The sequence below is a fragment of the Cellulomonas shaoxiangyii genome, from assembly GCF_004798685.1.
GTDB lineage: Bacteria > Actinomycetota > Actinomycetes > Actinomycetales > Cellulomonadaceae > Cellulomonas > Cellulomonas shaoxiangyii.
This window is the reverse complement of sequence record NZ_CP039291.1, coordinates 462,766-488,858: the sequence shown is the minus strand read 5'-3', so window position 1 is coordinate 488,858 and position 26,093 is coordinate 462,766. Positions and strand designations below refer to the sequence as shown.

General features: G+C 74.2%; 18 protein-coding genes. 7 read left to right on the top strand and 11 right to left on the bottom strand.

Annotated features, from left to right (window positions below):
- Positions 1–55 precede the first annotated feature (55 nt).
- Genes E5225_RS02230 through E5225_RS02220 form a run of 3 tightly spaced genes read right to left on the bottom strand, consistent with a single transcriptional unit; the run spans position 56 to position 3,365 of the window.
- A complete protein-coding gene (locus tag E5225_RS02230; RefSeq protein WP_135973528.1) occupies positions 56–799 on the bottom strand; it encodes a cupin domain-containing protein in 744 nt (247 codons plus the stop codon).
- A complete protein-coding gene (locus tag E5225_RS02225) occupies positions 796–1,770 on the bottom strand; it encodes a DUF6807 domain-containing protein (RefSeq protein WP_135973527.1) in 975 nt (324 codons plus the stop codon). Before E5225_RS02225 ends, E5225_RS02230 begins: the two co-directional genes overlap by 4 nt.
- On the bottom strand, positions 1,767–3,365 hold the full coding sequence (locus E5225_RS02220; protein ID WP_135973526.1) for a Gfo/Idh/MocA family protein: 1,599 nt from the start codon (positions 3,363–3,365) through the stop codon (positions 1,767–1,769). Before E5225_RS02220 ends, E5225_RS02225 begins: the two co-directional genes overlap by 4 nt.
- Before the next feature lie 245 nt (positions 3,366–3,610).
- Here E5225_RS02220 and arfA point away from each other — a divergent pair, with 245 nt between their 5' ends.
- A complete protein-coding gene (arfA, locus tag E5225_RS02215; protein ID WP_135973525.1) occupies positions 3,611–5,149 on the top strand; it encodes an arabinosylfuranosidase ArfA in 1,539 nt (512 codons plus the stop codon).
- 172 nt (positions 5,150–5,321) lie between these two features.
- Here arfA and E5225_RS02210 read toward each other — a convergent pair whose 3' ends face one another.
- The 4 genes from E5225_RS02210 to E5225_RS02195 all read right to left on the bottom strand — a co-directional run bounded on the left by E5225_RS02210 (position 5,322) and on the right by E5225_RS02195 (position 9,458).
- On the bottom strand, positions 5,322–5,993 hold the full coding sequence (locus tag E5225_RS02210) for a YesL family protein (RefSeq protein WP_243738227.1): 672 nt from the start codon (positions 5,991–5,993) through the stop codon (positions 5,322–5,324).
- 108 nt (positions 5,994–6,101) lie between these two features.
- Positions 6,102–7,034: a carbohydrate ABC transporter permease gene (locus tag E5225_RS02205; RefSeq protein ID WP_208012537.1), complete on the bottom strand. Its 933-nt coding sequence runs from the start codon at positions 7,032–7,034 to the stop codon at positions 6,102–6,104.
- Positions 7,031–7,927, bottom strand: a complete 897-nt coding sequence (locus E5225_RS02200) for a carbohydrate ABC transporter permease (RefSeq protein WP_424945135.1) — start codon at positions 7,925–7,927, stop codon at positions 7,031–7,033. The genes E5225_RS02205 and E5225_RS02200 overlap by 4 nt, the downstream gene beginning before the upstream one ends.
- A 205-nt stretch (positions 7,928–8,132) precedes the next feature.
- Positions 8,133–9,458 (bottom strand): ABC transporter substrate-binding protein, encoded by a 1,326-nt coding sequence (locus E5225_RS02195; protein ID WP_135973523.1) that lies wholly within the window; start codon positions 9,456–9,458, stop codon positions 8,133–8,135.
- A 205-nt stretch (positions 9,459–9,663) separates the two neighbouring features.
- On the opposite strand from E5225_RS02195, the gene E5225_RS02190 reads away from it, so the two are divergent.
- Both E5225_RS02190 and E5225_RS02185 read left to right on the top strand, forming a co-directional pair.
- A complete protein-coding gene (locus E5225_RS02190; RefSeq protein WP_135973522.1) occupies positions 9,664–10,875 on the top strand; it encodes an alpha-hydroxy acid oxidase in 1,212 nt (403 codons plus the stop codon).
- Between the two features lie 209 nt (positions 10,876–11,084).
- Entirely contained in the window at positions 11,085–13,361 is a 2,277-nt protein-coding gene (locus E5225_RS02185) for a rhamnogalacturonan lyase family protein (protein WP_135973521.1), read from the top strand.
- Between the two features lie 198 nt (positions 13,362–13,559).
- Here E5225_RS02185 and E5225_RS02180 read toward each other — a convergent pair whose 3' ends face one another.
- Positions 13,560–14,855, bottom strand: a complete 1,296-nt coding sequence (locus E5225_RS02180) for a Gfo/Idh/MocA family protein (RefSeq protein ID WP_135973520.1) — start codon at positions 14,853–14,855, stop codon at positions 13,560–13,562.
- Entirely contained in the window at positions 14,846–16,828 is a 1,983-nt protein-coding gene (locus E5225_RS02175; protein ID WP_243738226.1) for a DUF6807 family protein, read from the bottom strand. Before E5225_RS02175 ends, E5225_RS02180 begins: the two co-directional genes overlap by 10 nt.
- 264 nt (positions 16,829–17,092) lie before the next feature.
- On the opposite strand from E5225_RS02175, the gene E5225_RS02170 reads away from it, so the two are divergent.
- The 4 genes from E5225_RS02170 (at position 17,093) to E5225_RS02155 (ending at position 21,952) form a co-directional block, all read left to right on the top strand.
- Entirely contained in the window at positions 17,093–18,037 is a 945-nt protein-coding gene (locus tag E5225_RS02170; RefSeq protein ID WP_135973519.1) for a carbohydrate ABC transporter permease, read from the top strand.
- Positions 18,030–18,971 carry a carbohydrate ABC transporter permease gene (locus E5225_RS02165; protein WP_135973518.1) on the top strand — a complete coding sequence of 314 codons (942 nt, stop codon included), beginning with the start codon at positions 18,030–18,032 and terminating at the stop codon, positions 18,969–18,971. Before E5225_RS02170 ends, E5225_RS02165 begins: the two co-directional genes overlap by 8 nt.
- Positions 18,972–19,068: 97 nt before the next feature.
- A complete protein-coding gene (locus E5225_RS02160) occupies positions 19,069–20,400 on the top strand; it encodes an ABC transporter substrate-binding protein (protein WP_135973517.1) in 1,332 nt (443 codons plus the stop codon).
- 292 nt (positions 20,401–20,692) lie between these two features.
- Positions 20,693–21,952, top strand: a complete 1,260-nt coding sequence (locus E5225_RS02155; RefSeq protein ID WP_136225279.1) for a hypothetical protein — start codon at positions 20,693–20,695, stop codon at positions 21,950–21,952.
- A 73-nt stretch (positions 21,953–22,025) separates the two neighbouring features.
- On the opposite strand, the gene E5225_RS02150 is transcribed toward E5225_RS02155, so the two are convergent.
- Positions 22,026–23,585: a glycoside hydrolase family 43 protein gene (locus tag E5225_RS02150; protein WP_135974515.1), complete on the bottom strand. Its 1,560-nt coding sequence runs from the start codon at positions 23,583–23,585 to the stop codon at positions 22,026–22,028.
- Complete coding sequence (locus tag E5225_RS02145; RefSeq protein WP_135974523.1) at positions 23,582–25,951, bottom strand: beta-xylosidase/alpha-l-arabinosidase; 2,370 nt, start codon at positions 25,949–25,951, stop codon at positions 23,582–23,584. Before E5225_RS02145 ends, E5225_RS02150 begins: the two co-directional genes overlap by 4 nt.
- Positions 25,952–26,093 lie beyond the last annotated feature (142 nt).

The following is a 26,093-nucleotide window of genomic DNA, read 5'->3' as shown; positions in this document are numbered from 1 at the left end:
TTAGCACGTCCACCCGCACGTCCACCGGAGGCATCACCCTCCGCGCCGGTCGCCCTCAGGACCCCAGGTCCCACGTCTGCAGCCGCCCGCACATCCCGTACCGCCGGGGCGCGGGCTGCGCCTCGACCCGCTCCGAGCGTGCGAGCTGCAGGTGCGGCGCCACGCCGCGCATGAGCCCCTCGAGCACCCGGGCGGTGCCGTCGGTGTCGGCGAAGGCGGTGCGTCCCCACAGGTCCTGCCAGCGCGGCACCTGCGGGCGCACGAGCCGCACGGCTGCCTCGTAGAACGGCAGGAGCGCCGCGCGCGGGCCCTGCCGCTCGGCGGCGGCCAGCAGCGCGGCGTACCCCTCGAGGGCGAGGTCGCGGCGCGCGCGGGCGGCGGCGGCGACGTCCGCGTCGGTGACCGTGCCGCGCGTGCCGCCGGTCGGCAGGGCGGCCGTCTCGCGGTAGGCCGCCCCGTCGGCCAGCACCTCGGGCGGGAACGTCATGACGGCGTCGCCGGCCTCGGGCAGACCGGCGTTCGACATGAGGACCATGACCTCGAGCTCGCCGTCGTTGACCGCCCGGTGGATGACGCCCGGGCGCATCTGGACGATCACGCCGGGCGCCAGGGGGTGCACCGCGAACCCGTCGGGGCCCAGCGTGTGCACCGCCCCGGTGCCGGACAGGACGACGTACGCCTCGGCGGAGGCGAGGTGCATGTGCGGGGTGCCGCCGCCGGCGAGCCCGACGCCGTCGGGCGCGGCCCAGTCGTACACGCGCAGACGGCTGACGGACACGCCGCCGGGCAGGGTGGTCATGCGGACAGGATGCCCGTCCCCAGCTCGGCCAGGGCCGCGGCCGACGCAGGATCACCCGTTCCGTCGGCGACGATCACGGCATACCGGAACCGCAGCGACGCACCCGCGTCGAACGGCACCTCCTCGCTGAAGAACGGCGCCGGGCACAGGCACGCGAACATGTCGCGCCGCGCGAACCACTGCGGCGGGTGCACGGGGTTGTCCCCGGCGTCGACCATGACGATCGTCGCCGCGTTACCCGTGCCGTCCTGGCGGCCCGTGAAGCCCATCCACGGCGCGCGCTGCCCCCGCACCTCCTCGCCGCCGGCGAAGTCGGGCGCCAGCAGGGTGCCGCCGGTGAACGAGCGGGGGCCCCGCCAGAACAGGCCGCCGTACCCGGCGTTCTCGCGGCCGCGCGTCGTCGGCGAGCCGATCGGCATCGCGGCGCCGGACACGTTCGTCATGGTCGTGTCGAACAGCAGCACCCAGGCGTCGTCGCGGTCCGCGGGGACCACGACGGACAGCGCCCGCTCCTCGTCGACGACGTGCTCACCGGCCTGGGTGTGCCAGGCGAGGGTGTGCGCGATGTCGACCCGGTCGCCCGCCGGCCCGGTCGTGACGTCGAGGCGGGTGAGCGCCTGGTGGTCCATCGAGCCGTCGTTGTCGAGCTGCACGTACCCGTGCTCGGACGCCTCGAGCGAGACGAACGTCGGCCCGCCCCAGAAGTTCTCCTCGCCGACGACGGGCAGCGACCACGCGACGCCCTTGTGCCACACGTGGTCGTGCGGGCGGAACTCGCTGACCAGGTCGCCGCCGCGCGTGCGCAGTGGGTGCACGTAGGGCCGCGGCGACTCCAGCTGCACGTCGTCCGGCACGTACACGTACCGGGCGAGCGTCGTGCCGTCGTGGACGACGTCGACCGCGTGCCCCACGTCGTGGACCGCACGCGTGGCGGGCCTCAGGTCGAGGCGGGGCAGGAGGGTGTCGGTCATCGGGCGGCTCCGGTCGTGACGGGGGTGGTGGGGTCGGGCGTGGTGGGGTCGGGGGTGGTGGGGTCGGGGGTGGTGGGGTCGGCGGTGGTCGCCGTGCCGGCCGGTGGCGTCGCGGGCACCGCGGCCGGCTCGGTGTCGACCGCGGGCGCGAGGTCGCCGAGGCCGAGGTCGTCGACGAGGACGGGCTGCCCCGTGACCATCGAGCGGTTCGCCGCGATGCCGACGGCGACCGCGCGCAGGCCGTCGCGGTACCCGGCCGCCCGGCCGAGCGGGTCGGCCGCGAGGCGCAGGTCGCGGCGGAAGACGTCCATGAGCAGGATCGCGTCACCGCCGCCGTGCCCGCCGACGCCCCGGGGGATGCGCCACTCGCGCGCGGCCTCCCAGTGGCGCTGCACGAGCAGGCGCTCACCCTCGGGCCGGGCTGCCTGGGCGGCGACGCCCTCGGGTGTGGCGGAGGGGTCGAGGACCGCGCGGCCGTCCGCGTCGAGGATCACGGCACCGCGCTCGACGACCTCGAGCTCGGCGCGTCCCTCCGTGCCGTTGACCGTGACGCGGTACCCCTCCCACGGCGCGTGCGCGTTCAGCGAGTAGGTCAGCGTCGCGCCGCCGCGGTAGTCGACGACGACGGACATGTTGTCCTCGATCGTGATGCCGGGCGCGAAGACGTCCTGGTCGCGCCGGTACCCGTCGTGGTGCTCGGTGTCGAGGTAGAGGCCCTGCAGGCGCGGGTCGTGGGTGAGGTCCAGCGACCACGGGTCGCCCGTGGTGCCGGTCCCCCGCTCCGGGCGCGGGCCCATGCCCCGCGCGGCGGCGTTCGCGTCGCCGTAGAAGCGCAGCCCGCCGGACGCGTACACGCGGGACGGCACGTCGTGCAGCCACCAGTTGACGAGGTCGAAGTGGTGGCTGGACTTGTGCACGAGCAGCCCGCCCGAGCTCGCCTTGTCGCGGTGCCAGCGGCGGAAGTAGTCCGCGCCGTGCACGGTGTCGAGCGCCCACTCGAAGTGCACGCTCGTCACGCGGCCGATCCGGCCGGACGCGATCACGTCCCGCAGCGAGGAGTTCCGCGGCGCGTAGCGGTAGTTGAACGTCATGACGACGTCCCGGCCGGTGCGGGCGACGGCCCGCACGACGGTGCGGCAGCCCTCGACGGTCGTCGTCAGCGGCTTCTCGACGACGACGTCGGCACCGGCGTCGAGCGCGCGGGCGACCACGCCGGCGTGCGCGACGTCCGGGGTCGTGACGACGACGACGTCGACGCGCTGCTCGTCGACCATGCGCTCGACGTCCTGCGCGCCGTACTGCGGCAGGCCGGCCGGGCCGCCGAGGCCGAGCGCCTCGCCGGCCTGCGCGTCGTACCAGTCCATGCGGCCGGGGTTGGTGTCGCACCACGCGACGATCTCGCCGACGTCGGCGTGGTCGCCCGTCAGCGCCGCGACGTACATGCCCGCGCGGTGGCCGGTGCCCACGACGGCGTACCGCAGGCGGCGGCGGCCGGCGTGCGGCGGGGCGAACGCGGGCACGACCGCCGGGTCGCCCTCGGTGGCCCGGCTCGACGCCGGACGGGGTGCGGTGGGGTTCTGGTCGGACTCGTTCACGGGGGTCCTTCGACGACGTCGGCGATGGCGAGCCGCTCCCGGGCGGGAGCGCACGGCCCACCCGGGGCCAGCGCACGCGTCGGGAAAGCGCGTTCCGTAGTGCGGACCACCCTAGCCGACGGCCGCGCCCACCTCCACGGCGGACCACGGGACGGGCGCGGGGCGGGCGTGCGGGCATGCGTATGCTGGCTCCACTACAACGTTGTACACGTCGCCACCGGGCGGCGTCGCCCGATCGGAGACCCATGACCCAGCGCGCCAGCGTCCTGCTGCACCCCGCCTTCCGCACCGGCACGATCGACCGCCGGCTGTTCGGCTCGTTCGTCGAGCACCTCGGCCGCGCCGTCTACACCGGCATCTACGAGCCCGGCCACGAGACCGCCGACGAGCACGGCTTCCGCCGCGACGTCGCCGACCTCACGCGCGAGCTCGGCGTCACGGTCGTGCGGTACCCCGGCGGCAACTTCGTGTCGAACTACGTCTGGGAGGACGCGGTCGGTCCCGTCGAGGACCGCAAGCCGTTCATCGACCTGGCGTGGCGGACCGTCGAGCCGAACACCATCGGCACCGACGAGTTCCTGCAGTGGGCCGAGCGCGAGGGCGTCGAGCCGATGATGGCCGTCAACCTCGGCACGCGGGGCGTCGCCGCCGCGGCCGCGCTGGTCGAGTACTGCAACGGCGAGGCCGGCTCCCGCTGGGCGGACCTGCGCATCGCGAACGGCCGCGAGAAGCCGTACGGCGTGACGCTCTGGTGCCTGGGTAACGAGATGGACGGCCCGTGGCAGATCGGCCACAAGGACGCGCACGAGTACGGCAAGCTCGCCGCCGAGGCCGGCAAGGCCATGAAGCTCGTCGACCCGTCGATCGAGCTGGTCGTGTGCGGCTCGTCGTCCATGCAGATGGCGACGTTCGGCGAGTGGGAGCAGACCGTCCTGTCGTACACGTACGACCTGGTCGACCACATCTCCATGCACGCCTACTACGAGGAGGTCGGCGGGGACCGCGCGTCGTTCCTCGGCTCCGGCACCGCCATGGACCGGTTCATCGACCGCGTCGTCGCCTCGGCCGACGCCGTGGGCGCGCGCCGCCGCTCCGACAAGCGGATCACCATCTCGTTCGACGAGTGGAACGTCTGGTACCTCGAGACCCGCTTCCCGGGCGAGCAGAACCTCCCCCTGCAGCGCGACGCCCCGCGCATCATCGAGGACGTCTACTCGGGCCTCGACGCGGTCGTCGTCGGCGACCTCATGCTCACGCTGCTCAACCACGCCGACCGCGTGCCCGTCGCGGCGCTCGCCCAGCTCGTCAACGTGATCGCGCCGATCATGACGGAGCCGGACGGCCCGGCGTGGAAGCAGCCGACGTTCCACCCGTTCGCGACCACCGCGCGCCTCGCCCGCGGCGACGCCCTCGACGTGCGCGTCCAGGCCCCGACCATCACGACCGCCAGGTACGGCGACGTGCCTGCCGTCACGGCCGCGGCGACGTGGGACGGCGCGGAGACGGACGGCCAGGTCGCCGTCTTCCTCGTCAACCGCACCGCCGAGCCGGTCGAGGTCGAGCTGCGGCACCCGGGCCTGGCGCTGTCGCTCGGCGGCGGCCTGCAGGTGACGGCCGACCACGAGCCCGCGGTGCGGGGCCCCGAGCACGCGGCCAAGGTCGAGGCGGAGCACGTGACGACGCTCGACGCGGCGCCCGTCACCGCGTCGGCGGTCGGCACGACGACGCTCACGCTCGCCCCGGAGTCCTGGACGGCCCTGTCGGGCACGGCCCGCACGGCCTGACCGACGCTCGAGGTCGGTCGGTCGCGCCCGCCCCACGACCGACCGCCCCTCCCGCCCCGCCACCCCTCCCCGCCTGCGGGCGATGAACCCGGACTTCCTCATCACCACGCCCCTCGGATGCTGAGGAGGTCCGGGTTCGCGGGTGGGGGTGGGGAGGGGGGAGCGGCGGGGGTCAGCGGCGGGGTGGGAGGCGGTGCTCCACCGCGACGACTGCCAGGGCCAGGAGGCCCGGTACCAGGATCGCCAGCGGGGGCAGCATCCAGACGATGACGCCGCACAGGCCCATCGCCACGACGAGCAGCCCCGACCCGACCAGGTCGTCGCCCGCCCGCGCGCCGGCGTCCCGCAGCACCTGCCGCCAGGACGCCCCGCGCCGCCACCCGCCCGCCGCGCGCAGCAGCACGACCGCGAGCATCACGGCGACCGCGCCGGACAGGACGAGCACCCCCGCGCCCCCGGGCAGCCGGCCCGTGCTGACGACGGCGGCGTTGAACCACAGCAGGACGAGCAGCGCGAGCGAGCCCAGCGCGTAGGGCCACACGCCGCGCAGCGCGGCGACGAAGTCGTGCCACAGGTCGACGATCCGGTCGGTCTCACCGGTCAGGTGGCGCCGGACGTGCGCGGCGCCGGCGGCCAGCGCGGGCAGCACGGTGACGACCGGCAGGCTGAGCACGGAGACGCCGAGCCCGACGACGAGCACCTCGCTGAACAACCCGAAGCGTCCGCCGCCGAACGTCGCGCGCTGCTCGGGCGCCGTCGGGTCGGGTGCCGTCGGGTCGGGTGCCGTCGGGTCGGGTGCCGTCGGGCCGGGACCGCGGCGGTCGTCGTCGGTCGGGTCGGTCATGCGCTCAGCCTCACACGTCGCGGGGGCGGCCCGGCCGGGCCCGCACGCACGGACGGCCGGCCGGCGGCCCCCGGGAGGGCCACCGACCGGCCGCCGCCGGGTCGAGGGTCAGCCCTTGAGACCCTGGGTGGCGACGCCCTGGACCAGGTAGCGCTGGAACACGAGGAAGAACAGCAGCACCGGCAGCAGCGCCAGCACGGCCATCGCCATCTGCGCGCCGTAGTCCGAGACCGTCGTCTGGTCGACGAACAGGCGCAGCGCGAGCGGCAGCGGGAACGTGTCGGGCGAGCTGAGGTAGATCAGCGGGCCGAAGAAGTCGTTCCACGACCAGATGAACGCGAAGATCGAGCTCGTCACGAGCGCGGGCTTCATCAGCGGCAGCATGATCGACCGGAAGATCCGCACGTGCCCGGCGCCGTCGATGCGCGCCGCCTCGTCCAGCTCGCGCGGCAGGTTGCGCATGAACTGCACCATGAGGAACACGAAGAACGCCTCGGCGGCGAGGAACTTGCCGATGAGCAGCGGTACGTACGTGCCGACCAGGCCGAGCTGGTTGAACACGATGTACTGCGGGATGATCACGACGTGGAACGGCAGCAGCAGCGTGCCGATCATGAGCGTGAAGAACAGCCCGCGGCCGGGGAAGTCGATCCGCGCGAACGCGTAGGCGCTGACCGAGCACGACAGCGTGATGCCGACGACGGACCCGAGGGCCAGCACGAGCGAGTTCAGGAAGAACTGCCAGAACGACACGCCGCCGATGCCGGCGAACGCCTTGACGAAGTTGTCGAGGGTGACCGTGGTCGGGATGATGCTGACCGACCCGATGATCTCGCTCGACGGCTTCAGCGTGGACACGAACATCCACACGGCCGGGTAGAGGATGACGGCGACCACCGCGAGCGACAGGGCGTGGAACAGCACGGACCGGACGCGGCCGCGGGACTGGTTGCGGCGGCGCAGGTCGGCGGAGTGCTGCTCCGAGGGGAGGCCCGCGCGGCCGGACGTGGCCGGCGACGGCGCCGGTGCTGTCGTGCTCACTTGGACTCCCCCGAGTAGTGCACCCACCGGTTCTGGGTGCGGAACATGACGAAGCTGATGGCTCCGACGACCAGGACGAGGACCCAGGCCATCGCCGAGGCGTACCCCATCTGGAAGTCGCGGAACCCGCGGAAGTACAGGTACAGCGTGTAGAAGAGCGTCGACCGCGCGGGCCCGCCCGTGCCGGACGAGATGATGAACGCCGACGCGAAGATCTGGAACGCGTGGATGGTCTCGAGCAGCAGGTTGAAGAACAGCACCGGCGAGAGCATCGGCAGCGTGATCCTGACGAACTTGCGGATCGGCCCGGCGCCGTCGACCGACGCGGCCTCGTACAGCTCGGCCGGGACCTGCTTGAGGCCGGCGAGGAAGATGACCATCGGTGCGCCGAACTGCCAGATGGTCAGCAGGATCAGCATCGGCATCGTGCGGCCCGGGTCGCCGACCCAGCCGCCGGCCGGCAGGCCCAGCGTCTGGCCGGCACGGTCGACGATGCCGTTGTCGATGAACATCGCCTTCCACACGATCGCGATCGACACGCTCGCGCCGATCAGCGACGGCGCGTAGAACGCCGACCGGTAGAAGCCCTGCCCGCGGCGGTTGTTGTTGAGCAGCATCGCGACGGCGAGCGCGGAGATGAGCTTCAGCGGCGTCCCGATGAGCGCGTAGAGCGCCGTGACCTTCCACGCCTGGATATAGTTCGGGTCGCTGACCAGGCGGCGGAAGTTGTCGAGCCCGACCCACTCCGGCGACGTGAACAGGTTGTAGTTCGTGAACGCCAGGTACAGGGACGCGATCATGGGCCCCGCGGTCAGCAGGACGAAGCCGAGCAGCCAGGGGGCGAGGAACGCGTAGCCGGCTCGGGTCTCGGCGGCCTTGCGGCGGCGCCGGATCGGCGATGCGGACGTGGGCGTCCGGGTCGCGCTCGCCTCGGCGGTGAGGGTCACGGTGCTGTCCGATCTGTGTGGTGCGACGGCCGGGGCCGTCGGGCGCCGCGGTCCCGCCGGGCAGGACCGGGACGCCCCGGGCACGGGTGCCGGCGTCGGTGCCGGCAGTGCGGTCCGGGCCGCCGCGCGGGGCGGCGGCCCGGACCGGCGGTCACATCGTGGCCATCTCGGCCTCGGCGAACCACTCGTCCACGAACTGCTCGATCGAGATGGTGCCGTAGTTGAGGTTCTCGCCGAGCTCGAGCCACTTAGCCTCGAGGGTGCCGAAGCCCTTGACCGGGATCGGGGTGCTCTCGGTGACCTCCTCGGCCACGGCCTCCTCGTACGCGATGACCTTCGCGTCGACGGAGCCCTCGGGCGCCTCGACGGCCGCGCGCTGCTCCTCGTCGGCGGGGACGCCCTTCGACGTGCCGAAGACGGCGCCGACCTCGGGGTCGGTGAGCAGGAAGTTCACGAGCGTGGCCGCGGCCTCCGGGTGCTCGGTGTTCGCGCCGATCGAGTAGAGCATGGAGGGCTTGAAGAACAGCGCCTTCTCGCCCGGCTCGATCGACGGGATCTGCGTGATCTCGAGGTTCTCGGTGCCGGAGTCCGCCACGTAGCCGGCGAGGAAGTTGTCCCAGCTCATCTCGGTGGCGTTCTCGTTGACCGTGAAGCCGCCCAGGGGCTTGAGGGCCACGCCCCGCTCGACCGGGTAGACGGCCTTGTCGGTCCGCAGGTCGGACGTCAGCTCGAGGAACTCCGTGACGTCGCCCTCGTCGAAGCCGAGCGTGCCGTCCTCCTCGAACGGAGTGACGCCCTTCTGCAGCAGGTACTGGAGGAAGAACCAGAACGTGCCCGTGTAGTCGCCGCCGCCGTAGACCTGGTAGCCCTCGGGCGTGGTCAGGCCGGCGCCCGAGACGCTCGAGATGAACTCGTTGAACTCGTCGTACGTGTACGTCTCCGGGTCGGGGAACTCCACGCCCGCCTGCTCGAGCAGGTTGGGGTTGTAGAACATGCCGAGCGTGTTGGTCGACGTCGGGATGCCGATCGTCTTGCCGTCGAGCACGCCCGACTCGACCAGGGTCTCGTCGAAGCCCGAGATGTCGATCGTGCCGTTGTCGATGTGCTCCTGCAGGTCGAGCAGCTGACCGCTCTGGTTGAACTCACGCAGGTAGGACAGGTCGAACTGCATGACGTCGGGCAGGTTGCGCCCCGCCGCCTCGGTGGACCGCTGGGTCCAGTAGTCGGGGAACGCCGCGAAGTTCGGGTTCACCGTGATGTGGGGGTACTCCTCGTTGAACAGCTCGAGGGCCTCCGTGTAGCGGGCGGCACGGTCGTCGTTCCCCCACCAGGTGAAGTCGAGGGTGACGGGGGTGGTGTCGTCGGCACCGCCACTGGCAGCGGGCGAGGCCTCACCCCCGCTGCCGCCGCTGCACGCGGCGAGGCCGAGGGCGGCGACGGCGGCCAGGCCGCTGGCCTTCAGGACGGATCGCATCATTGCGGTGAGCCTCCTTGCTCGGGGTGAAAGCGCATTCCGCACGCTAGGTGCGCCACTCCAAGGGTGTCAACGCCTCACGATGAAACGTTACAATCCTGACGTCCGGCCCGGCAACCCGACCCTCGCGACCGGTCGCCCCCGCGTCGGGCTACCCTCCCGGGAACCCCGGTTCCCACCGCCCGACGACGCGCACGAGGTGACCGCCATGACCCGCCGACAGCTCCCGAAGTGGTCCGAGCTGGCGCCGCTGCTGCAGCCCAAGCCGCTGCGCCTCGACCCCACGCGCCGGGCCCTCGAGGACGCCCTCACGATCGCGGACCTGCGCCGCGTCGCCAAGCGCCGCACCCCCCGGTCCGTCTTCGACTACACCGACGGCGCCGCCGAGGCCGAGATCACCCTGCGCCGCGCGCGTCGCCTCTTCCGCGAGCTCGAGCTGCGCCCGTCCGTCCTGCACGACGTCAGCCGCGTCGACACCACGACCGAGTACCTCGGCCGGCCGTCCGCCCTGCCGTTCGCGCTGGCCCCGACCGGCTTCACGCGGATGATGCACCACGAGGGCGAGCGCGCCGTGGTCCGCGTCGCCGAGCGTCGCGACATCCCGTACGCGCTGTCGACCATGGGCACGACGTCCATCGAGGACGTCGCCGCCGCGGCGCCCGACGCGCGCAAGTGGTTCCAGCTGTACGTGTGGAAGGACCGGTCCGCCGGCGAGGACCTCATGGCCCGTGCCAAGGCCGCCGGGTACGAGGCGCTCATGCTCACGGTCGACGTCCCGGTCGCGGGCGCCCGCCTGCGGGACACCCGCAACGGCTTCTCGATCCCGCCGGCGCTGACCGTCAAGACGGTGCTCGACGCGGGCATGCACCCGGCGTGGTGGCTCAACCTGCTCACCACCGAGCCCCTGACGTTCGCGTCGCTCAACTCCTGGGGCGGCACCGTCGGCGACCTGCTCGACAAGCTGTTCGACCCGACCATGACGATCGCGGACCTCGAGTGGCTGCGCGCCTCGTGGGACGGCCCGCTCATCATCAAGGGCGTCCAGACCGTCGAGGACGCCCGCCGCGTGACCGACGCCGGCGCCGACGCCGTCGTGCTGTCCAACCACGGCGGCCGCCAGCTCGACAAGGCGCCCGTGCCGCTGCGGCTGCTGCCCGACGTCGTCGACGCCGTCGGCGACCGCACCGAGGTGTGGGTCGACACGGGCATCACGAACGGGTCGGACGTCGTCGCGGCCCTCGCCCTCGGCGCGAGGGCCACGCTGGTCGGGCGCGCGTACCTGTACGGGCTCATGGCCGGCGGCGAGCGCGGCGTCGACCGCGCGGTCGAGATCCTCGCGCGCGAGGTGCGCCGCACGATGGCGCTGCTGGGCGTCACCGACGTGACCCAGCTCGGTGAGCGGCACGTGCGCCTGCCCTGACGGGCGACGTGCGCCACCGAGACGGACGCGGGACGAACCTCGAGCTCGCCGCCCGCCCCGCGCCCCGGCCCTCGGACCCGCCGCTCGCGGGGCACCTGCGCGCCGATCCGGCATGAAAGGTTTCATAGGCTGGATCTGGAAAACGTTCTCCCACCTACGGTTCCCTCGCACGCGACGCGCACAGGCCGTCGCTCGTCGAAGGGGACGACATGAGAGCACTCCGGACCGGCGCCGCCGCGGCCGCGCTCGCGACGGCCGTGACCGGGCTCGCGCTCGCACCGGCCGCGCAGGCCGCGGTCGGTTGCCGCGTCACGTACGCGGTGACGAACCAGTGGGGCGGCGGCTTCGGCGCCGACATCCGCATCGAGAACCTCGGCGACCCGCTGAACGGGTGGACCCTCACCTGGGACTTCGGCGCCGGGCAGACCGTGACGCAGGCGTGGAACGCCGTCACGACGCAGTCGGGCGCCACGGTCACCGCCCGCAACGCCGGCTACAACGCGGCCGTGCCGGCGGGTGGCACGGTCGGGTTCGGGTTCAACGGCGCGTGGTCCGGGTCCAACCCCGTGCCGACGTCGTTCAGCCTCAACGGCACGGCCTGCACCGGCTCCGTGGGCCCGACGGCCTCCCCCACGCCGACGCAGCAGCCGACGACGTCGCCGACGCCGACCACCGAGCCGACCCCCACGCAGCAGCCGACGCCGTCGCCCACGCCGCAGCCGACGACCGGGCCGGACCCCGCGCCGACCACCCCCACCGCCGGTGCCAAGCAGGTCGAGGACCTCGACCGCGGCCTCGTCTCGGTCCGCTCCGGCAGCGGCAACCTCGTGCAGTGGCGCCTGTACGGCTGGGAGAACCGCGCCACCGGATTCCACGTGTACCGCGACGGCACGCGCATCACGTCGTCCCCCGTCACGGACTCGACGAACTACCGCGACGAGGGCGCCGCGGCCGGCGCCCGGTACACGGTGCGCGCGGTCGTCAACGGGGCCGAGCAGGCCCCGTCCGCCACGTCCCTCACCTTCGCGGACGGCTACCTCGACGTGCCCGTCTCGCGCCCGTCGTCCAACCACGTGATCAACGACGGCAGCGTCGGTGACCTCGACGGCGACGGCGACCTCGACGTCGTCCTCAAGTGGGACCCGACCGACGCCAAGGACAACAGCCAGTCCGGCGTGACGGGCAACGTGTACCTCGACGGTCTGCGGCTCGACGGCACGCGGCTGTGGCGCATCGACCTGGGCCGCAACATCCGCGCCGGCGCGCACTACACGCAGTTCCAGGTCTACGACTACGACGGCGACGGCGTCTCCGAGGTCGCGGTGAAGACCGCCGACGGCACCCGGTCCGGCACCGGCCAGGTGATCGGCAACGCGAGCGCCGACCACCGCAACGGCAGCGGCTACGTGCTGTCCGGGCCGGAGTACTTCACGGTCTTCCGCGGCGACACCGGCGCGATCGGCGCCACGACGGACTACGTCCCGGCGCGCGGCAACGTGGGCAGCTGGGGCGACACCTACGGCAACCGGGTCGACCGGTTCCTCGCCGGCACGGCGTACCTCGACGGGCAGCGCCCGTCGATCGTCATGGCGCGCGGCTACTACACGCGGGCCGTCGTCGTGGCGTGGGACTACCGCGACGGGCGCCTGACCCGGCGGTGGACGTTCGACTCCAGCAGCTCGGGCAACGGCGCGTACGCCGGGCAGGGCAACCACTCCCTGTCGGTCGCCGACGTCGACGGGGACGGCCGCGACGAGATCCTCTACGGCGCGGCGGCGATCGACGACGACGGCCGCGGGCTGTGGACCAACGGAACGGGCCACGGCGACGCCGGGCACGTCGGTGACCTCGTCCCCGGCCGCGCGGGCCTCGAGTACTTCAAGGTCACCGAGTCGTCGAACCAGCCGAACATGTGGGTCGCGGACGCGCGCACGGGCCAGACGCTCTGGCGCTCCCCGTCCGGCACCGACAACGGACGCGGCGTCGCGGCGGACATCTGGGCGGGCAGCCCGGGCGCCGAGGCGTGGTCGAACTCCGAGGCGGACCTGCGCAACGCGGCAACGGGCGCGGCGGTCGGCCGCAAGCCGTCGTCGGCGAACTTCCTGGCCTGGTGGGACGCCGACCCGGTGCGCGAGCTCCTCGACGGCACCCGGATCGACAAGTACGGCACGGGCGGCGACACGCGCCTGCTGACCGGGGCGTCCGTGCGGTCCAACAACGGCACCAAGTCGACGCCGGTGCTGTCGGGCGACATCCTCGGCGACTGGCGCGAGGAGGTCATCTGGGCGCGGTCCGACGAGGCGGCCCTGCGGATCTACGCGACCCCGAACCGGACGTCGCTGCGGGTGCCGACCCTCCTGCACGACCCGATGTACCGCGTCGCGCTGGCCTGGCAGAACACCGCCTACAACCAGCCGCCGCACCCGTCGTTCTTCCTGGGCGACCCGTTCACGGCACCGCCGCAGCAGCGGCTGTACGTGCGCTGACCGACGGCCGGTGCCGGTGCGGACACCCCGCGCCGGCACCGGCCGCGGCGCGCCCACCGGCCCAACGCCGCGCCCACCGGTCCAACGCCGAGTTCGCCGGTCCAGCGCCGAGCTCGCCGGTGCAGCGCCGAGTTCGCCGGTGCCGGGCGGCGATCTCGACGCGGAACCAGCGACCTCGGCGGGACCCGTGCGACGCCGTCAGGGCGCGGCGGCCGGGCGCAGGGCCGTCGCCCACGGTGCACCGACGGCCCCGAAGCCCGCGCCGCGCTCGGCGACGGCGGCGCACCACGCCTCGACGTCGGCGACGACCGGGTGCGCCTCCTGGCCCGCGCCGACCCACGTGACGAGCGCGTCCGGCACGGCCCGCGGGTCCGGCGCGGTGCGCACCGCCTCGAGCACGGCCATGAACGCGCCCGTGGCCTCGACGTCGCAGCGCAGGCGCACGGCCGGGTCGAGCCGCGCGTCGAGCAGGTCGGCGAGCAGGTCACGCCGGCCCGTCCGGATCGTGCGGGCGCCCCGCGCGGTGCGCACGTCGAGCTCGTCCGCCTCGTAGCGCAGCGTCGCCTCGCCCTGCGTGCCGCGCACGACGACGGTCGCGAGCGACCGCTCCGGCGCGCACAGCGTGAGCCCGGCGGCGACCGTGCGCCCGTTCGTCGTGGTGACGACGACGGACGACGTGTCGTCCGCCTCGATCGGGTGCGCGTGGAACAGCTCGACGTCGACCGACGCGACGTCCTCGGCACGCGTCGCGCCGGCGACCCTCAGGGCGGTCGCGACCGCGTGCGCGAGGGGGTTCGTCACGACGCCGTCGACCACCGGCACGCCGTCGAGCGAGCGTCGGCCGGCCCACGCGGCGCGGGCGTAGTACGCCCGGGGGCGCACCCACGTGCCCACCGCCCCGACGGTCGTGACCTCGCCGAGCTCGCCGGACGCGACGAGGCGCGTCAGCTCGTCGGCGGCGCCGGAGCCGAACGTCTGGAACCCGACCTGGCAGCGCCGCCCGGTGGCACGCACGACGTCGACCAGCTCGGCGTGCTCCGCGAGCGTCGCGACGGTCGGCTTCTCGAGGAGCACGTCGCAGCCGGCCCGCAGCGCCGCGGTCGCGAGCGGCAGGTGGGTGTGGATCGGCGTGGAGAGGACGACGACGTCCGGCGGCGCGGCGGCGAGCAGCGCGTCGAGGGACGGGTACCAGCGCGCGTCCGGCGGGACGAGCGGACCGGCGCCGTCGGCGTCCGGCTCGGTCAGCCCGGTGCCGGCGACGGGCCGCGGGTCGACGACGGCCGCGAGCCGCGCGCGTCCGGCGGCGGCCAGCGCCCGCACGGTCCGCAGGTGGGACGCGCCGTGGCCGTGCACGCCGACGACGGCGACCTCGGCGACGTGGGCCGCGCGCACGCCCGGCGCGTCGGAGCCCGACCCGCCCGCACCCACGGCGTCCCCACCCACGGCGCCCGCACCCACCGAGTCCGCACCCGCGTCCCGGCCCGTCACGCCCATGCCCGCGCCGCCAGCTCGGCCGCCTCGTCGGCGCCGAGCGCCCGGTCGACGAGCACGGCCGCGAGGCCGGCCTCGAGCGTCCCGCCGGCCGGCACGCGCGTCACCGAGTCCCACGCGAGCGCCGGGCCGGCACCCGGGTACTCGGCCACGCGCACGAACCACGGCCGCAGCTGCTCGGGCGGCTGCACCAGCAGGAGCGTCGCGGACGCCAGCTCGCGCCGCTGCACGAACGCCAGCCACGGCGAGCGGCTGCCGTGCACGGCCTGCTCCCCCGCGAGGCCCTCGCCCAGCACGGACGTCGTGTCGGCGGCGGCGAGCCGCCAGAACAGCCCGCCGTACCCGGCCTGCGGCCGCCCGTTGGTCGCGGGGCTCTCGATGCGCAGCTCGCCGTGCTCGGCGTGCAGCGTGCTGGACCAGCGCAGCAGCCACGCGCGGGCGTCCGCCCACGGGTGCGCCTCGAGCGTGCGGTCCTCGCGCAGCAGCGGCTCGTCCCGCTCGTCGAGCCAGGCGACGTCCTCGACCAGGGTGCCGCCAACGACGCGACGCGACCGCGGCACCTGCCGGCCGTGGTTCGGCAGCAGCGTCGGGCCCTCGTCGCGCAGGAACGTCCGCCCGCCCCAGTAGGACGTGCCGTTGACCACGGGCACGGCGAACGACATCCCGTAGTGGTGGCGGTGGTCGACGGGGCTGACGTCGGTGAGGGCGGTCCCGCCCGCGGTGTGCACGGGGTGCAGGTACGGGCGCCGTGCGTGCACGGGCGGCAGGTCGGCACCGGTGACGTAGCGCGCGAGCGGCAGCTCGCCGTGGTGCGCGGCGCTGGACGCGCCGATCAGGTCCGCGGTCGCCTCGGCGGCGGGCACGCCGGCCTCCAGCCGCCACGCCACGTCGCGCAGCGGGTCCGCCGCGGCCTGCGGGGCGCCGCCCTCGGCGGCGCGGGCGAGGCGGACGGACGGGGGCACGGGGCCGGTGCTCGCGCGCACGGCGAGCGTCGGGCGGATGGGCGCGGGGTCCTGCACGGGCTCTCCTCCCGCCAGGAGGGGGCGCAGGTGCTCCCACGCCAGCCGTCCCAGCTCGGCCTGCGGCACCGCCGCCGTCGTCAGCGACGGGGTGGCGAAACGCGCCAGCTCGATGTCGTCGAACCCGACGATGGACAGGTCGCCGGGCACGGCCACACCCAGCTCGTTGAGCCGCGCGAGCAGGCCGAACGCGACGAGGTCGTTGTACGCGACGACCGCGGTGGGCCGCGCCGCGAGCACGTCGCCGGCCACGGCGTAGCCGGCCTCGACGCTGGCGCCCGCGGGCATCTCGGAGAGCCGGACGCCGGAGCGGTGGGCCGCGGCGACCCGCAGCGCCTCCAGGCGGCGCAGGTGCGACGCGCTCTCGGGCGGGCCGGCCAGGTAGAGCAGGTGGCGGTGGCCGAGCCCGAGCAGGTGGTCGACGATCTGCCCGATGCCGTGCGCGTAGTCGATCTCGAGCGTGGGCGTCGTGCCGTCGGGCGCACGGTTGACGACGACGGCCGGCCGCACCTGGGGCAGCAGGGCGCGCAGCGCGCGCTCGGGCATGCGGGGCGAGACGAGCACGAGCGCGTCGCAGCGCATCCGGGCGTCGACGACGACCTTCTCCTCGTCCCCGGCGTGCTCCGCGGTGTCGGCCACGAGCACGCGGTAGCCGGCGTCCGCGGCGGCCGCCGCGACCCCGCGCAGCACCTGCTGGAACATCGGGTTGGCGAGGTCCGGGACGACGACGGCCACGGTGTCGGTGCGCCCGAGCGAGAGGCTGCGCGCCACGTTGCTGGGGCGGTACTGCAGCCGGGCCGCGACCTCCTTGACGCGCGCCGCGAGCTCCGCGTCGACCGTGTCGCGCCCGTTCATGACGCGCGAGACGGTCGCGCGGGACACGCCGGCGGCCGTGGCGACCTCGGCGATCGTCGTGGCGCCGCGCGGCCAGCGGGTCTGCGGCCGTTCTGTGGGCACGTGCGGCCTCCTGCTCGCTCCGGCGGGCCCCGCCGACCGCGTCGCCGTCGACGCGTCCGGGCCCCGCTCGTCCGGACCATACACCACCAGAAACCGGTTCCCACGGCCGCCGCCGCGTGGTAGCGTCCCGGCCGGGAACCGGTTTCCGGACCGTCCGCACCGCCCGCCCGCCGAGCGGGAACCGGACGAACGGGACACCGCGAACCAGGGCCTCCCGGGCGACGACGCGCGGGAGTGACGCCGAGCACGAAGAGGTGATCGACGATGTCCGTGGTCTCCGAGCTGCGCCGCACGGCGCGCTCAGGCCCGAGCCGCTCGCCCGGTCGCGCGCCCCTGCGCCGCGGTGACGGCCGGGCCGCCGCCGTGTTCCTCGCCCCGTGGTTCGCCGGGCTCTTCCTGGTCACCGTCGGCCCGATGGTCGCGTCGGCGTACCTGTCGTTCACCGACTACAGCCTCCTCGCGCCACCCGAGTGGGTGGGCACGGAGAACTTCACGCGGATGCTCGAGGACACGCGTCTGCACAACGCGCTGCGCGTGACCTTCACGTACGTGCTCGTGGGCGTGCCGCTGCAGCTCCTCGCCGCGCTCGGGCTGGCGCTGCTGCTCGACCGTGGCATGCGCGGCCTGCCGTTCTACCGCTCGGTGTTCTACCTGCCGTCGCTGCTGGGCGGGTCCGTGGCGATCGCGATCCTCTGGCGGCAGGTGTTCGGCGTCGAGGGTCTCGTCAACGCGTTCCTGGCGTTCTTCGGGGTTCCCGGCCGCGGCTGGGTCTCCGACCCGGAGACGGCGCTGTGGACGCTCGTGCTGCTGCACGTGTGGACGTTCGGTGCCCCGATGATCATCTTCCTCGCCGGCCTGCGGCAGATCCCGGAGATGTACTACGAGGCGGCGTCGATCGACGGTGCGGGACGCGTGCGGCAGTTCTTCCACATCACGCTGCCGCTGCTCACGCCGATCGTGTTCTTCAACCTCGTGCTGCAGGTGATCGGCGCGTTCCAGTCGTTCACGCAGGCGTTCGTCGTCAGCGGCGGCACGGGCGGCCCGGCCGACTCGACGATGTTCTACACGCTCTACCTGTACCAGCGCGGGTTCACCGCGTTCGACATGGGCTACGCGTCCGCGATGGCGTGGCTGCTCGTGCTCATCGTCGCCGCGCTCACGGCGATCAACTTCGTCGCCTCCAAGTTCTGGGTCTTCTACGATGACTGAGGTCCGCGTGCGCACCGAACCCGCCACCGCCACCCCGGGCGCGCTCGCCGCCCGCACCAGCGCGCTCGCCGCGGAGGCCGGCCACTCCCGCCGCCCCTCGCGGTGGCGCTCCCACGTCCGCTCCGTGCTCAAGCACGTGGGGCTCGTCGCCCTCGCGGTCGTGATGATCTACCCGCTGATCTGGCTGCTCGTGAGCTCGATCAAGCCGACGGACCTGATCTTCCGGGACCTGTCGCTCATCCCCGCCGAGACCGACCTCTCGAACTACACCGAGGGCTGGAACGCGCTCGGCAGGCCGTTCGGGCACTACCTGATGAACTCGGCGATCGTGGTGCTGGGTTCCCTCGTCGGCAACCTCATCGCCTGCTCGATGGCCGCCTACGCGTTCGCGCGCCTGGAGTTCCGGGGCCGCAGGGTCTGGTTCGCCATCATGCTCATGACGATCATGCTGCCGATCCACGTGATCATCGTCCCGCAGTACATCATGTTCTCGCAGGTGGGCTGGATCAACACGTTCTGGCCGCTCGTCGTGCCCAAGCTGCTCGCCACGGACGCCTTCTTCGTGTTCCTCATGGTGCAGTTCTTCCGCGGAATTCCCCGCGAGCTGGACGAGGCCGCCCGGCTCGACGGCTGCGGGCACGGGCGCATCTACACGCTGATCATGATGCCGCTCGCGCTGCCGGCGCTCGCCACCACCGCGATCTTCACGTTCATCTGGACCTGGAACGACTTCTTCAGCCAGCTGATCTTCCTGACCAGCCCCGAGATGCACACCGCACCCGTCGCGCTGCGCACCTTCCTCGACTCCACGGGCCAGAGCTCGTGGGGGCCGATGTTCGCCATGTCGATCGTGTCGATCGTCCCCGTGTTCCTGGCCTTCCTCTTCGGCCAGAAGTACCTGGTCAAGGGCATCGCCACGACCGGCATCAAGTAGCCGTCCCGGCCCACGCACAGCACCACCCCTGCACAACAGCGGTCAGCACCTCCCCATCCCTGCACGGACACCGCCGTCCGCTCACCCAAGGAGAGCCATGCGCACCCCCAACCCCCGTCGTCACCTGCTGCGAACCGGAGCGCTGCTCGCGGCCGGCGCCCTCGTCCTGACCGCCTGCGCCGGGGGCTCCGGCGACACCGGCGGCGCCGCCCCGAGCGGCGACCCCGGCTCCGACTCGGACGAGCCCGTCACGATCCGCTGGTCGTGGTGGGGCTCGGACAGCCGGCACGCGCTGACCCAGGAGGTCATCGCCGCGTTCGAGGAGAAGTACCCGAACATCACGGTCGAGCCCGACTACACGGACTGGACGAGCTACTTCGACAAGCTCGCCGTCGGCGTCGCGGGCGGCGACGCGCCGGACGTCATCACCCAGGAGGAGCGGTTCCTGGCCGACTACGCCGACCGCGGCGTCCTGGCCGACGTCAACGAGCTCGACGTGGACACGTCCAAGATCGACGAGAACGTGCTCGCCTCCGGGACCATCGACGACAAGCTGTACGGCGTCGCCACCGGGGTCAACGTGTACTCCGTGGTCGCCGACCCGCAGGCGTTCGCCGAGGCCGGCGTCGAGATGCCGGACGACTCCACGTGGACGTGGGACGACTACGTCGAGATCGCGAACGAGATCAGCACGAAGACCGACGGTGCGATCCGCGGCGCGCAGGACTACGGCTTCAACGAGCCGGGCTTCTCGATCTTCGCCCGCCAGCAGGGCGAGGCGCTGTACACCGAGGACGGCACGCTCGGGTTCGAGCCCGAGACGATGGCGCAGTGGTGGCAGCACTCGCTCGACATGCAGACGGGCGGCGGCACGCCCGACGCGGCGACGTCGGTCGAGGTCGACGCGGGCGGCCCGGAGCAGTCGCTCATCGGCACCAACAAGGGTGCGATGGCGTGGTTCTGGTCCAACCAGCTCACCGCCATCCAGGAGGCGTCCGGCCGCGAGCTGCAGCTGCTGCGCGTGCCGGGCGAGGCCGCCGGCGAGCGGACCGGCATGTACTTCAAGCCGGCCATGTACTACTCCGTCTCGGCGCGCTCCGAGCACCCGGAGGAGGCGGCGCTGCTCGTCGACTTCCTGCTCAACGACACGGCGGCCGGCGAGATCCTGCTGTCCGACCGTGGCCTGCCGGCCAACACGGACGTCCGCGCCGCGGTCCAGGACGAGTTCGCGGAGACCGACAAGCTCGCCGCCGAGTTCCTCGCGGACCTCGAGGACGAGATCGTCGACGGCCCCGCGGTGCCCCCCGTCGGTGCCGGTGAGGTCGCGGAGATCATCCGCCGCGTCAACCAGGAGGTGCTCTTCGGTTCCCTGACTCCCGAGCAGGGCGCCGAGCAGTTCGTCACCGAGGTCCAGGCGGCCATCGGCTGACGCGCGGCGGGCCGTCGTTCCCCCGCCGGCCCACCGTGAGGTAGGGACCGACACGGCCCCGGTGCTCCGGCACCGGGGCCGTCGTCGTCCTGCCGGGATCCCCTCCGCCGAACCCGGAGCTCCTCAGCACCGGGGTGCCGCGCCGCTGACGATCTCCGGGTTCGCCGCCGCCGACGGCGGTGAACCCGGGGGTGGTGGGGCGGGGGTGGTGGGGCGGGGGTGGACGTGGTGGGGCGGCGTGGTGGCAGGCTCGGGGCGGCCGTGGTCGCGGTCTCGGACGCGGAGGTGCGGGGTGGACGAGGGACGGGTGGAGCCCGGGGCGGCGGCGTTCGCGTTCGCGAACGGGTTCGTCAACGTGCTCGCGACGCTGCCGACGGGAACGCGCGTCGCCACCGCGGGGCGGTGCGGCGGCATGTCGTACGCGTCGCTCGACCACCTGCTGGCGGGCCGGCCGGCGCCGCACTGGCCCGCACGCCTGTTCGCGCCGGGACGCGTCCCGCCGGACGGCCACCTCGTCGCCGACCTGCTGCAGCGCCGGCAGCTCGACTCGTTCGCGTCGTGGTCGGCGCTGCGGTTCCTCACCTGGTCGGTGCTGCCGGACGGCGACGCGGGCCCGCTGCGCGGCGTGCGCACGCTGACGCGAGCGGAGGTCCCCGGCGTCGTGTCGGCGCTCACCGCCGGGCGGCCGGTGGTGCTCGGCCTGGTCGTCGCACGCGGGGTCGTCCACGCCGGCGACAACCACCAGGTCGTCGCGCACGCGCACGACCGCGACGGCGCGGGCCGCCTGCGCCTGCACGTCCTCGATCCGAACCACCCCGGCGACGACGTGACGCTGACCGACACCGGCACCGGCTGGCGGGGGTCCGACGGGCGCACGTGGCGCGCGCTCTTCCTGCACGCGTACGCCGCCCGCCGGCCTCCGGCGCTCCCGAGCGCGTCGCGGCACCCCTCGCGGCCGGTCCGGGACGGCGACGCCGTCGGGCTGCTGCACGTGTGGAGCGGGCGGTCGCTCGGGCCCCGCGGGACGACGGCCGTGGCCTGCGCCGACGTCGCGCCGGCCTGGACGGTGCTGCTGGTGGCGCACGCGGACGACCGGGTCGGCAAGGACCACGCGCCGGCCGCGGCCCTCGCGGAGCCGCGCGGCCCCCGCGCGCCGGCCGCGGAGCCGCGCGGCCCCCGCGCGCCGGACGCGGACCCGTCGGGGCGGCCGGGGCACCGCCCCCCGCCCATCGTCGACGGCGACGCCGTGCGGCTCGTGGACTCCCGCACGGGCGCGGGCCTGACCCTGTCCCCCATGGGCCCCGCGGTCGGGCCCGGAGCGGGCGACACGTGGCGCGTCGAGGTCGAGGCAGGCAGCTGCTGGCGGTCGGGCGCGCGCGTGCGGCTCGTGCACTCGGCGACCGGTTCCCCGCTGCGCGTCGGGCGCGCGCGCGGCGTCCGCGCGCCCGTGGCGGCCGGTGGACCGGCGGACGGGCGCGCGTGGTGGACCGTCGCGGACGACCCGGCGCTGACCGACCCGGCGCTGACCGACCCCGCACCGCGCCGCCGCTGACCCGCGGGGGACGGGGCGCGGGACGACGGAGGGGGACGGCCGCGTGGCCGTCCCCCTCCGTCCGCGTCCGGGGTCAGACCGCCGGGACGTACTCCACGCCGTCGACGTGCGCCACCGTCTGCGTGGGACGCCCGGCGCTCGTGCCGTAGACCCCGAGCCACAGCCCGAGGAACCCGCCGGTCGCCACGGTGTCGAGGTCGGTGGTGGCGGCGGTGCCCACCACGACGGGTGCCCCGTCACCGGCGCCGACGAGCAGCTCCAGGTCGGCGCCACGTGCACGCACGGAGAGCGTCAGCGTCGCCCCCGCACCCGCCGCGAGCGACGTCTCCCCGAGCACGCGGTCCTCGCCGCGCTGCCGGTGCACCACGCGCGCCCGCAGGCCGTCGCCGTCGGGGCCGACCGCCAGCCGCACGTGGTCCTTCTCGGACTGGCGCACGGCCAGCCCGACCTCCTCGCCGTCGGCCAGGTCGGCGCGCACCCGCGCCGTCAGGTCGGCGTCGCGGTGCTGGAGCCGCAGCCCGAGGAACGCGGGCACCTCGACGTCGGCGAGGGTCGCCGCGCGCAGCGGCAGGTCCCAGCCGTCGCCGGCGGGCGTCGCCACCTCGGTCGGCAGCGCGCGCACGGCCGTCCACCGCGGGTCGGCGGACGGCACGACGCCGGACGTGCCGCCCTGCACGAGGCCCGGCCTCGGGTCGGTCGCGAACGGGACGTCGACCTCGGTGGGGACACGCCCGACGCCCGGCGCGAACACCGGCCACCCCTGCTCCCACTCCACCGGGACGAGGAAGGTCTCGCGCCCCAGCGGGTAGTGGTAGCCGCCGTAGGTGCGCATGGCGAGAAGCACGGCCCACCAGCTGCCGTCGGCGGCCTGCACCAGGTCGGCGTGCCCGGTGCCGACCACGTCGCTGCCCCGGCCGAGGTGGCGGTGGGTGAGGACCGGGTTGCCCTTGTACCCGACGTACGGGCCGGTGACGGAGTCGGCCCGCGCCACGCTCTCGGCGTGGTGGAACTCGGTGCCGGCCTCCGCCGCGAGCAGGTAGTAGGTGCCGTCGACCTTGTACAGGTGCGGCGCCTCCGCCCACACGACGCCCTCGACGGCGCCGTGCCAGATCACGTGCTCGGGCCCGACGAGCGACTTGCTCACCGGGTCGAGCTCGCGCACCCAGACCTCGGTCTGGTCGTGCCACCGCGGCTCGCGGGCGAGGCGGGTGCCGTGCACCCACACGCGGCCGTCGTCGTCGAAGAAGATCGACGGGTCGATGCCGCCGGCGTCGAGCCAGACCGGGTCGGACCACGGGCCGGCCGGGTCCGTCGCCGTCATGAGGAAGTTGCCGCCCCGGCTCGCGTCCCGCTGGTCGACGAGCGTGCAGATGATCCAGAAGACCCCGTCGTGGTGCCGGATCGTGGGCGCGTACAGGCCGCCGGACGACGCGACCCCGGTGTAGTCGAGCTGCCCCGGGCGGTCGACGACGTGCCCGATCTGCTCCCAGCTCACCAGGTCACGGCTGTGCAGCACCGGCAGGCCGGGCAGGTACTCGAACGTCGAGGTGACGAGGTAGTAGTCGTCGCCCACCCGGCAGATCGACGGGTCCGGGTAGCACCCGGGCAGGAGCGGGTTGGTGACGGTACTCATGCGTCGTTGACCTCCACGTCGACGATGCGGCGGTCGGCCGCCGAGATCTCGTGCACCTCGCCCGTCACGTGCAGGACGGCACGCGGCGTGGAGGCCCCGGGCAGCGTACGCACCGTGCGCGCGCGGCTGCTGCTGATCGCCCCGCCCGTCGTGTCGCCGACCGCCGCGGGCTCCGCGACGGCCGCGTGCGACGCGACCCAGACGTGGACCTCGCCCGGCTCGACCACGCGCACCAGGCGGCGGTCGGCGAGGGCGAGCCGCGTCGTCGGCACGCGGAACGTCACGCGCTGCGACGCGCCGGGCGCCAGCTGCACGCGGCCGTAGCCGAGCAGCTGCGCCACGGGCCGGACCGTCGAGGCGAGGACGTCGCGCCCGTAGAGCTGGACGACGTGCGCACCGGCGACGTCGCCCGTGTTGGTGACCGTGACCGCCGCGGTGAAGACACCGGCGGAGTCCACCGTGCCGTCGACCTCGAGGTCGCCGTAGGCGAACTCCGCGTAGCCCAGCCCGAAGCCGAAGGGCCGCACGGGCGTCGGGTCCGTGGACGTCACGTCCGACGGGCCGCCGAGCACGGGGTGCAGGTAGCGGTACGGCTGCGCGCCCGCGGCGCGCGGCAGGGTGACGGGCAGCCGGCCGGACGGGTTGACCGCGCCGGTGAGCACGTCGGCGATCGCCTCGCCGCCGGCCTCCCCCGGGAAGAACGCCTGCAGCACCGCCGCGGGTCGCGGCCCCTCGCCGTCGAGCGCCCACCCGAGCGCGTACGGACGCCCGGTGAGCAGCACCATGACGACCGGCGTGCCGGTCGCGACGAGGGCCTCGACCAGCGCCCGCTGCACGCCCGGCAGCTCGAGCGACTCGACGTCGTTGCCCTCGCCGACCGTCCCGCGGCCGAACAGGCCCGCCTGGTCGCCGACCACGACGACCGCGACGTCGGCGTCGGCCGCCGCGGCGACCGCCGCGGCGAAGCCGGCCGTGTCGTCGCCCTCGACCGTGCACCCCTCGGCGTACGTCACCTCGCCGGTCAGTGCCGCCTGCAGCGCCTCGTGCACGCTGCGGATCTCGAAGCCGAGCGGCAGGTCGGGGTGGTGCGCCAGCACGTGGTTGGCGAACGAGTAGCAGCCCATGAGCGCCTCGGGGCGTGCGGCGTTCGGGCCCACGACGGCGACGCGGCGCGGCTGCGCGAGCGGCAGCACGCCGTCGTTGGACAGCAGCACCAGGGACTCCTCCGCGAGCCGGCGCGCGAGCGCGCGGTGCCGCGGGGAGTCGAGGTCGACGTGCGTCGGCGGCTCGTCCTCGAACGCGTCCGGGTCGAGCAGGCCCAGCTCCTCCTTCTGGGAGAGCGCGCGCAGCACCGCCCGGTCGACCAGCGCCTCGTCGACCAGCCCGGCGCGCACGCGCTCGGCCAGCGGCTCGAGGAACGCGTCGCCCGTGGGCAGCTCGATGTCCAGGCCCGCGGCCAGCGCGAGGCCCGCCGCCTCGCCGCGGTCGGCCGCCACGCCGTGCATGACCTGGAGGAACGCGACCGCGAAGTAGTCGGCGACGACGACGCCGTCGAAGCCCCACTGCTCGCGCAGCACCTCGGTGAGGTAGTGCGGGTCGGCGGCCATCGGGATGCCGTCGACGTCGGCGTAGGAGTTCATGACGGACCGGACGCCACCGTCGCGCACGGCCATCTCGAACGGGGGCAGGTAGACGTCCGCGAGCTCGCGCGGGCCGGCGTGCACGGGCGCGTGGTTGCGCCCCGCGGCCGACGCGGAGTAGCCGACGAAGTGCTTGAGGGTCGCGTGCACCCCCGCCTCCTGCAGGCCGCGCACGTACGCGGTGCCGACCGTGCCGACCAGGTACGGGTCCTCACCGATGCACTCGTCCACGCGGCCCCAGCGGGGGTCGCCGACCACGTCGAGGACGGGCGCGAGCCCCTGGTGGATGCCGAGCTCGCGCATCGAGTCCCCGATGGCGCGCGCCGCCTCCTGCACGAGCTCCGGGTCGAACGACGCGCCCCACGCGAGCGGCGTCGGGTACGTGGCGGCCTGCCAGGCGGCGAGGCCGGTCAGGCACTCCTCGTGCACGAGCGCGGGGATCCCCAGGCGCGTCTCGCGCTTGAGGCGCCGCTGCTCCGCCCACAGCCACGCCGCGCGCTCGGCGGGCTCGACGGGGCGGGTGCCGTAGACGCGGGTGTAGTGGCCCAGGCCGTGCCGCGTGATGTCCGCGAGCTGGCCGGGGTCCTTCTGGCCGGCGGCCATCTCCGACTGCATCGGCGCGACGGTGCCGTGCTGGTCGAGCCAGTAGCCGACGAGCTGCGCGAGCTTCTCCTCGAGCGTCATGCGCGCGTGCAGCTCACGGACCCGGTCGGAGACGACGGGCATGGCGGGGGGGACGGACGGGGCGGACGCGACGTGCTTCGCGACGGTGCGGGTGGTCTCGGTCACGCGGGTAGAGCTCCTTCGAAGGCATGCGGGGGGGACGGGGACGCGCCGGACCCCGGGTGCGCTGGTGCGCACCCGGGGT

Excerpts from the sequence above, each read along its gene's own strand:
- E5225_RS02185 (WP_135973521.1), top strand. The coding sequence starts at position 11,085 with ATGAGAGCACTCCGGACCGGCGCCGCCGCGGCCGCGCTCGCGACGGCC.
- E5225_RS02195 (WP_135973523.1), bottom strand. The coding sequence starts at position 9,458 with ATGATGCGATCCGTCCTGAAGGCCAGCGGCCTGGCCGCCGTCGCCGCC.
- E5225_RS02170 (WP_135973519.1), top strand. The coding sequence starts at position 17,093 with ATGTCCGTGGTCTCCGAGCTGCGCCGCACGGCGCGCTCAGGCCCGAGC.
- E5225_RS02145 (WP_135974523.1), bottom strand. The coding sequence starts at position 25,951 with ATGCCCGTCGTCTCCGACCGGGTCCGTGAGCTGCACGCGCGCATGACG.
- E5225_RS02165 (WP_135973518.1), top strand. The coding sequence starts at position 18,030 with ATGACTGAGGTCCGCGTGCGCACCGAACCCGCCACCGCCACCCCGGGC.
- E5225_RS02180 (WP_135973520.1), bottom strand. The coding sequence starts at position 14,855 with ATGGGCGTGACGGGCCGGGACGCGGGTGCGGACTCGGTGGGTGCGGGC.
- E5225_RS02160 (WP_135973517.1), top strand. The coding sequence starts at position 19,069 with ATGCGCACCCCCAACCCCCGTCGTCACCTGCTGCGAACCGGAGCGCTG.
- E5225_RS02190 (WP_135973522.1), top strand. The coding sequence starts at position 9,664 with ATGACCCGCCGACAGCTCCCGAAGTGGTCCGAGCTGGCGCCGCTGCTG.
- E5225_RS02210 (WP_243738227.1), bottom strand. The coding sequence starts at position 5,993 with ATGACCGACCCGACCGACGACGACCGCCGCGGTCCCGGCCCGACGGCA.
- E5225_RS02150 (WP_135974515.1), bottom strand. The coding sequence starts at position 23,585 with ATGAGTACCGTCACCAACCCGCTCCTGCCCGGGTGCTACCCGGACCCG.
- E5225_RS02230 (WP_135973528.1), bottom strand. The coding sequence starts at position 799 with ATGACCACCCTGCCCGGCGGCGTGTCCGTCAGCCGTCTGCGCGTGTAC.
- E5225_RS02225 (WP_135973527.1), bottom strand. The coding sequence starts at position 1,770 with ATGACCGACACCCTCCTGCCCCGCCTCGACCTGAGGCCCGCCACGCGT.
- arfA (WP_135973525.1), top strand. The coding sequence starts at position 3,611 with ATGACCCAGCGCGCCAGCGTCCTGCTGCACCCCGCCTTCCGCACCGGC.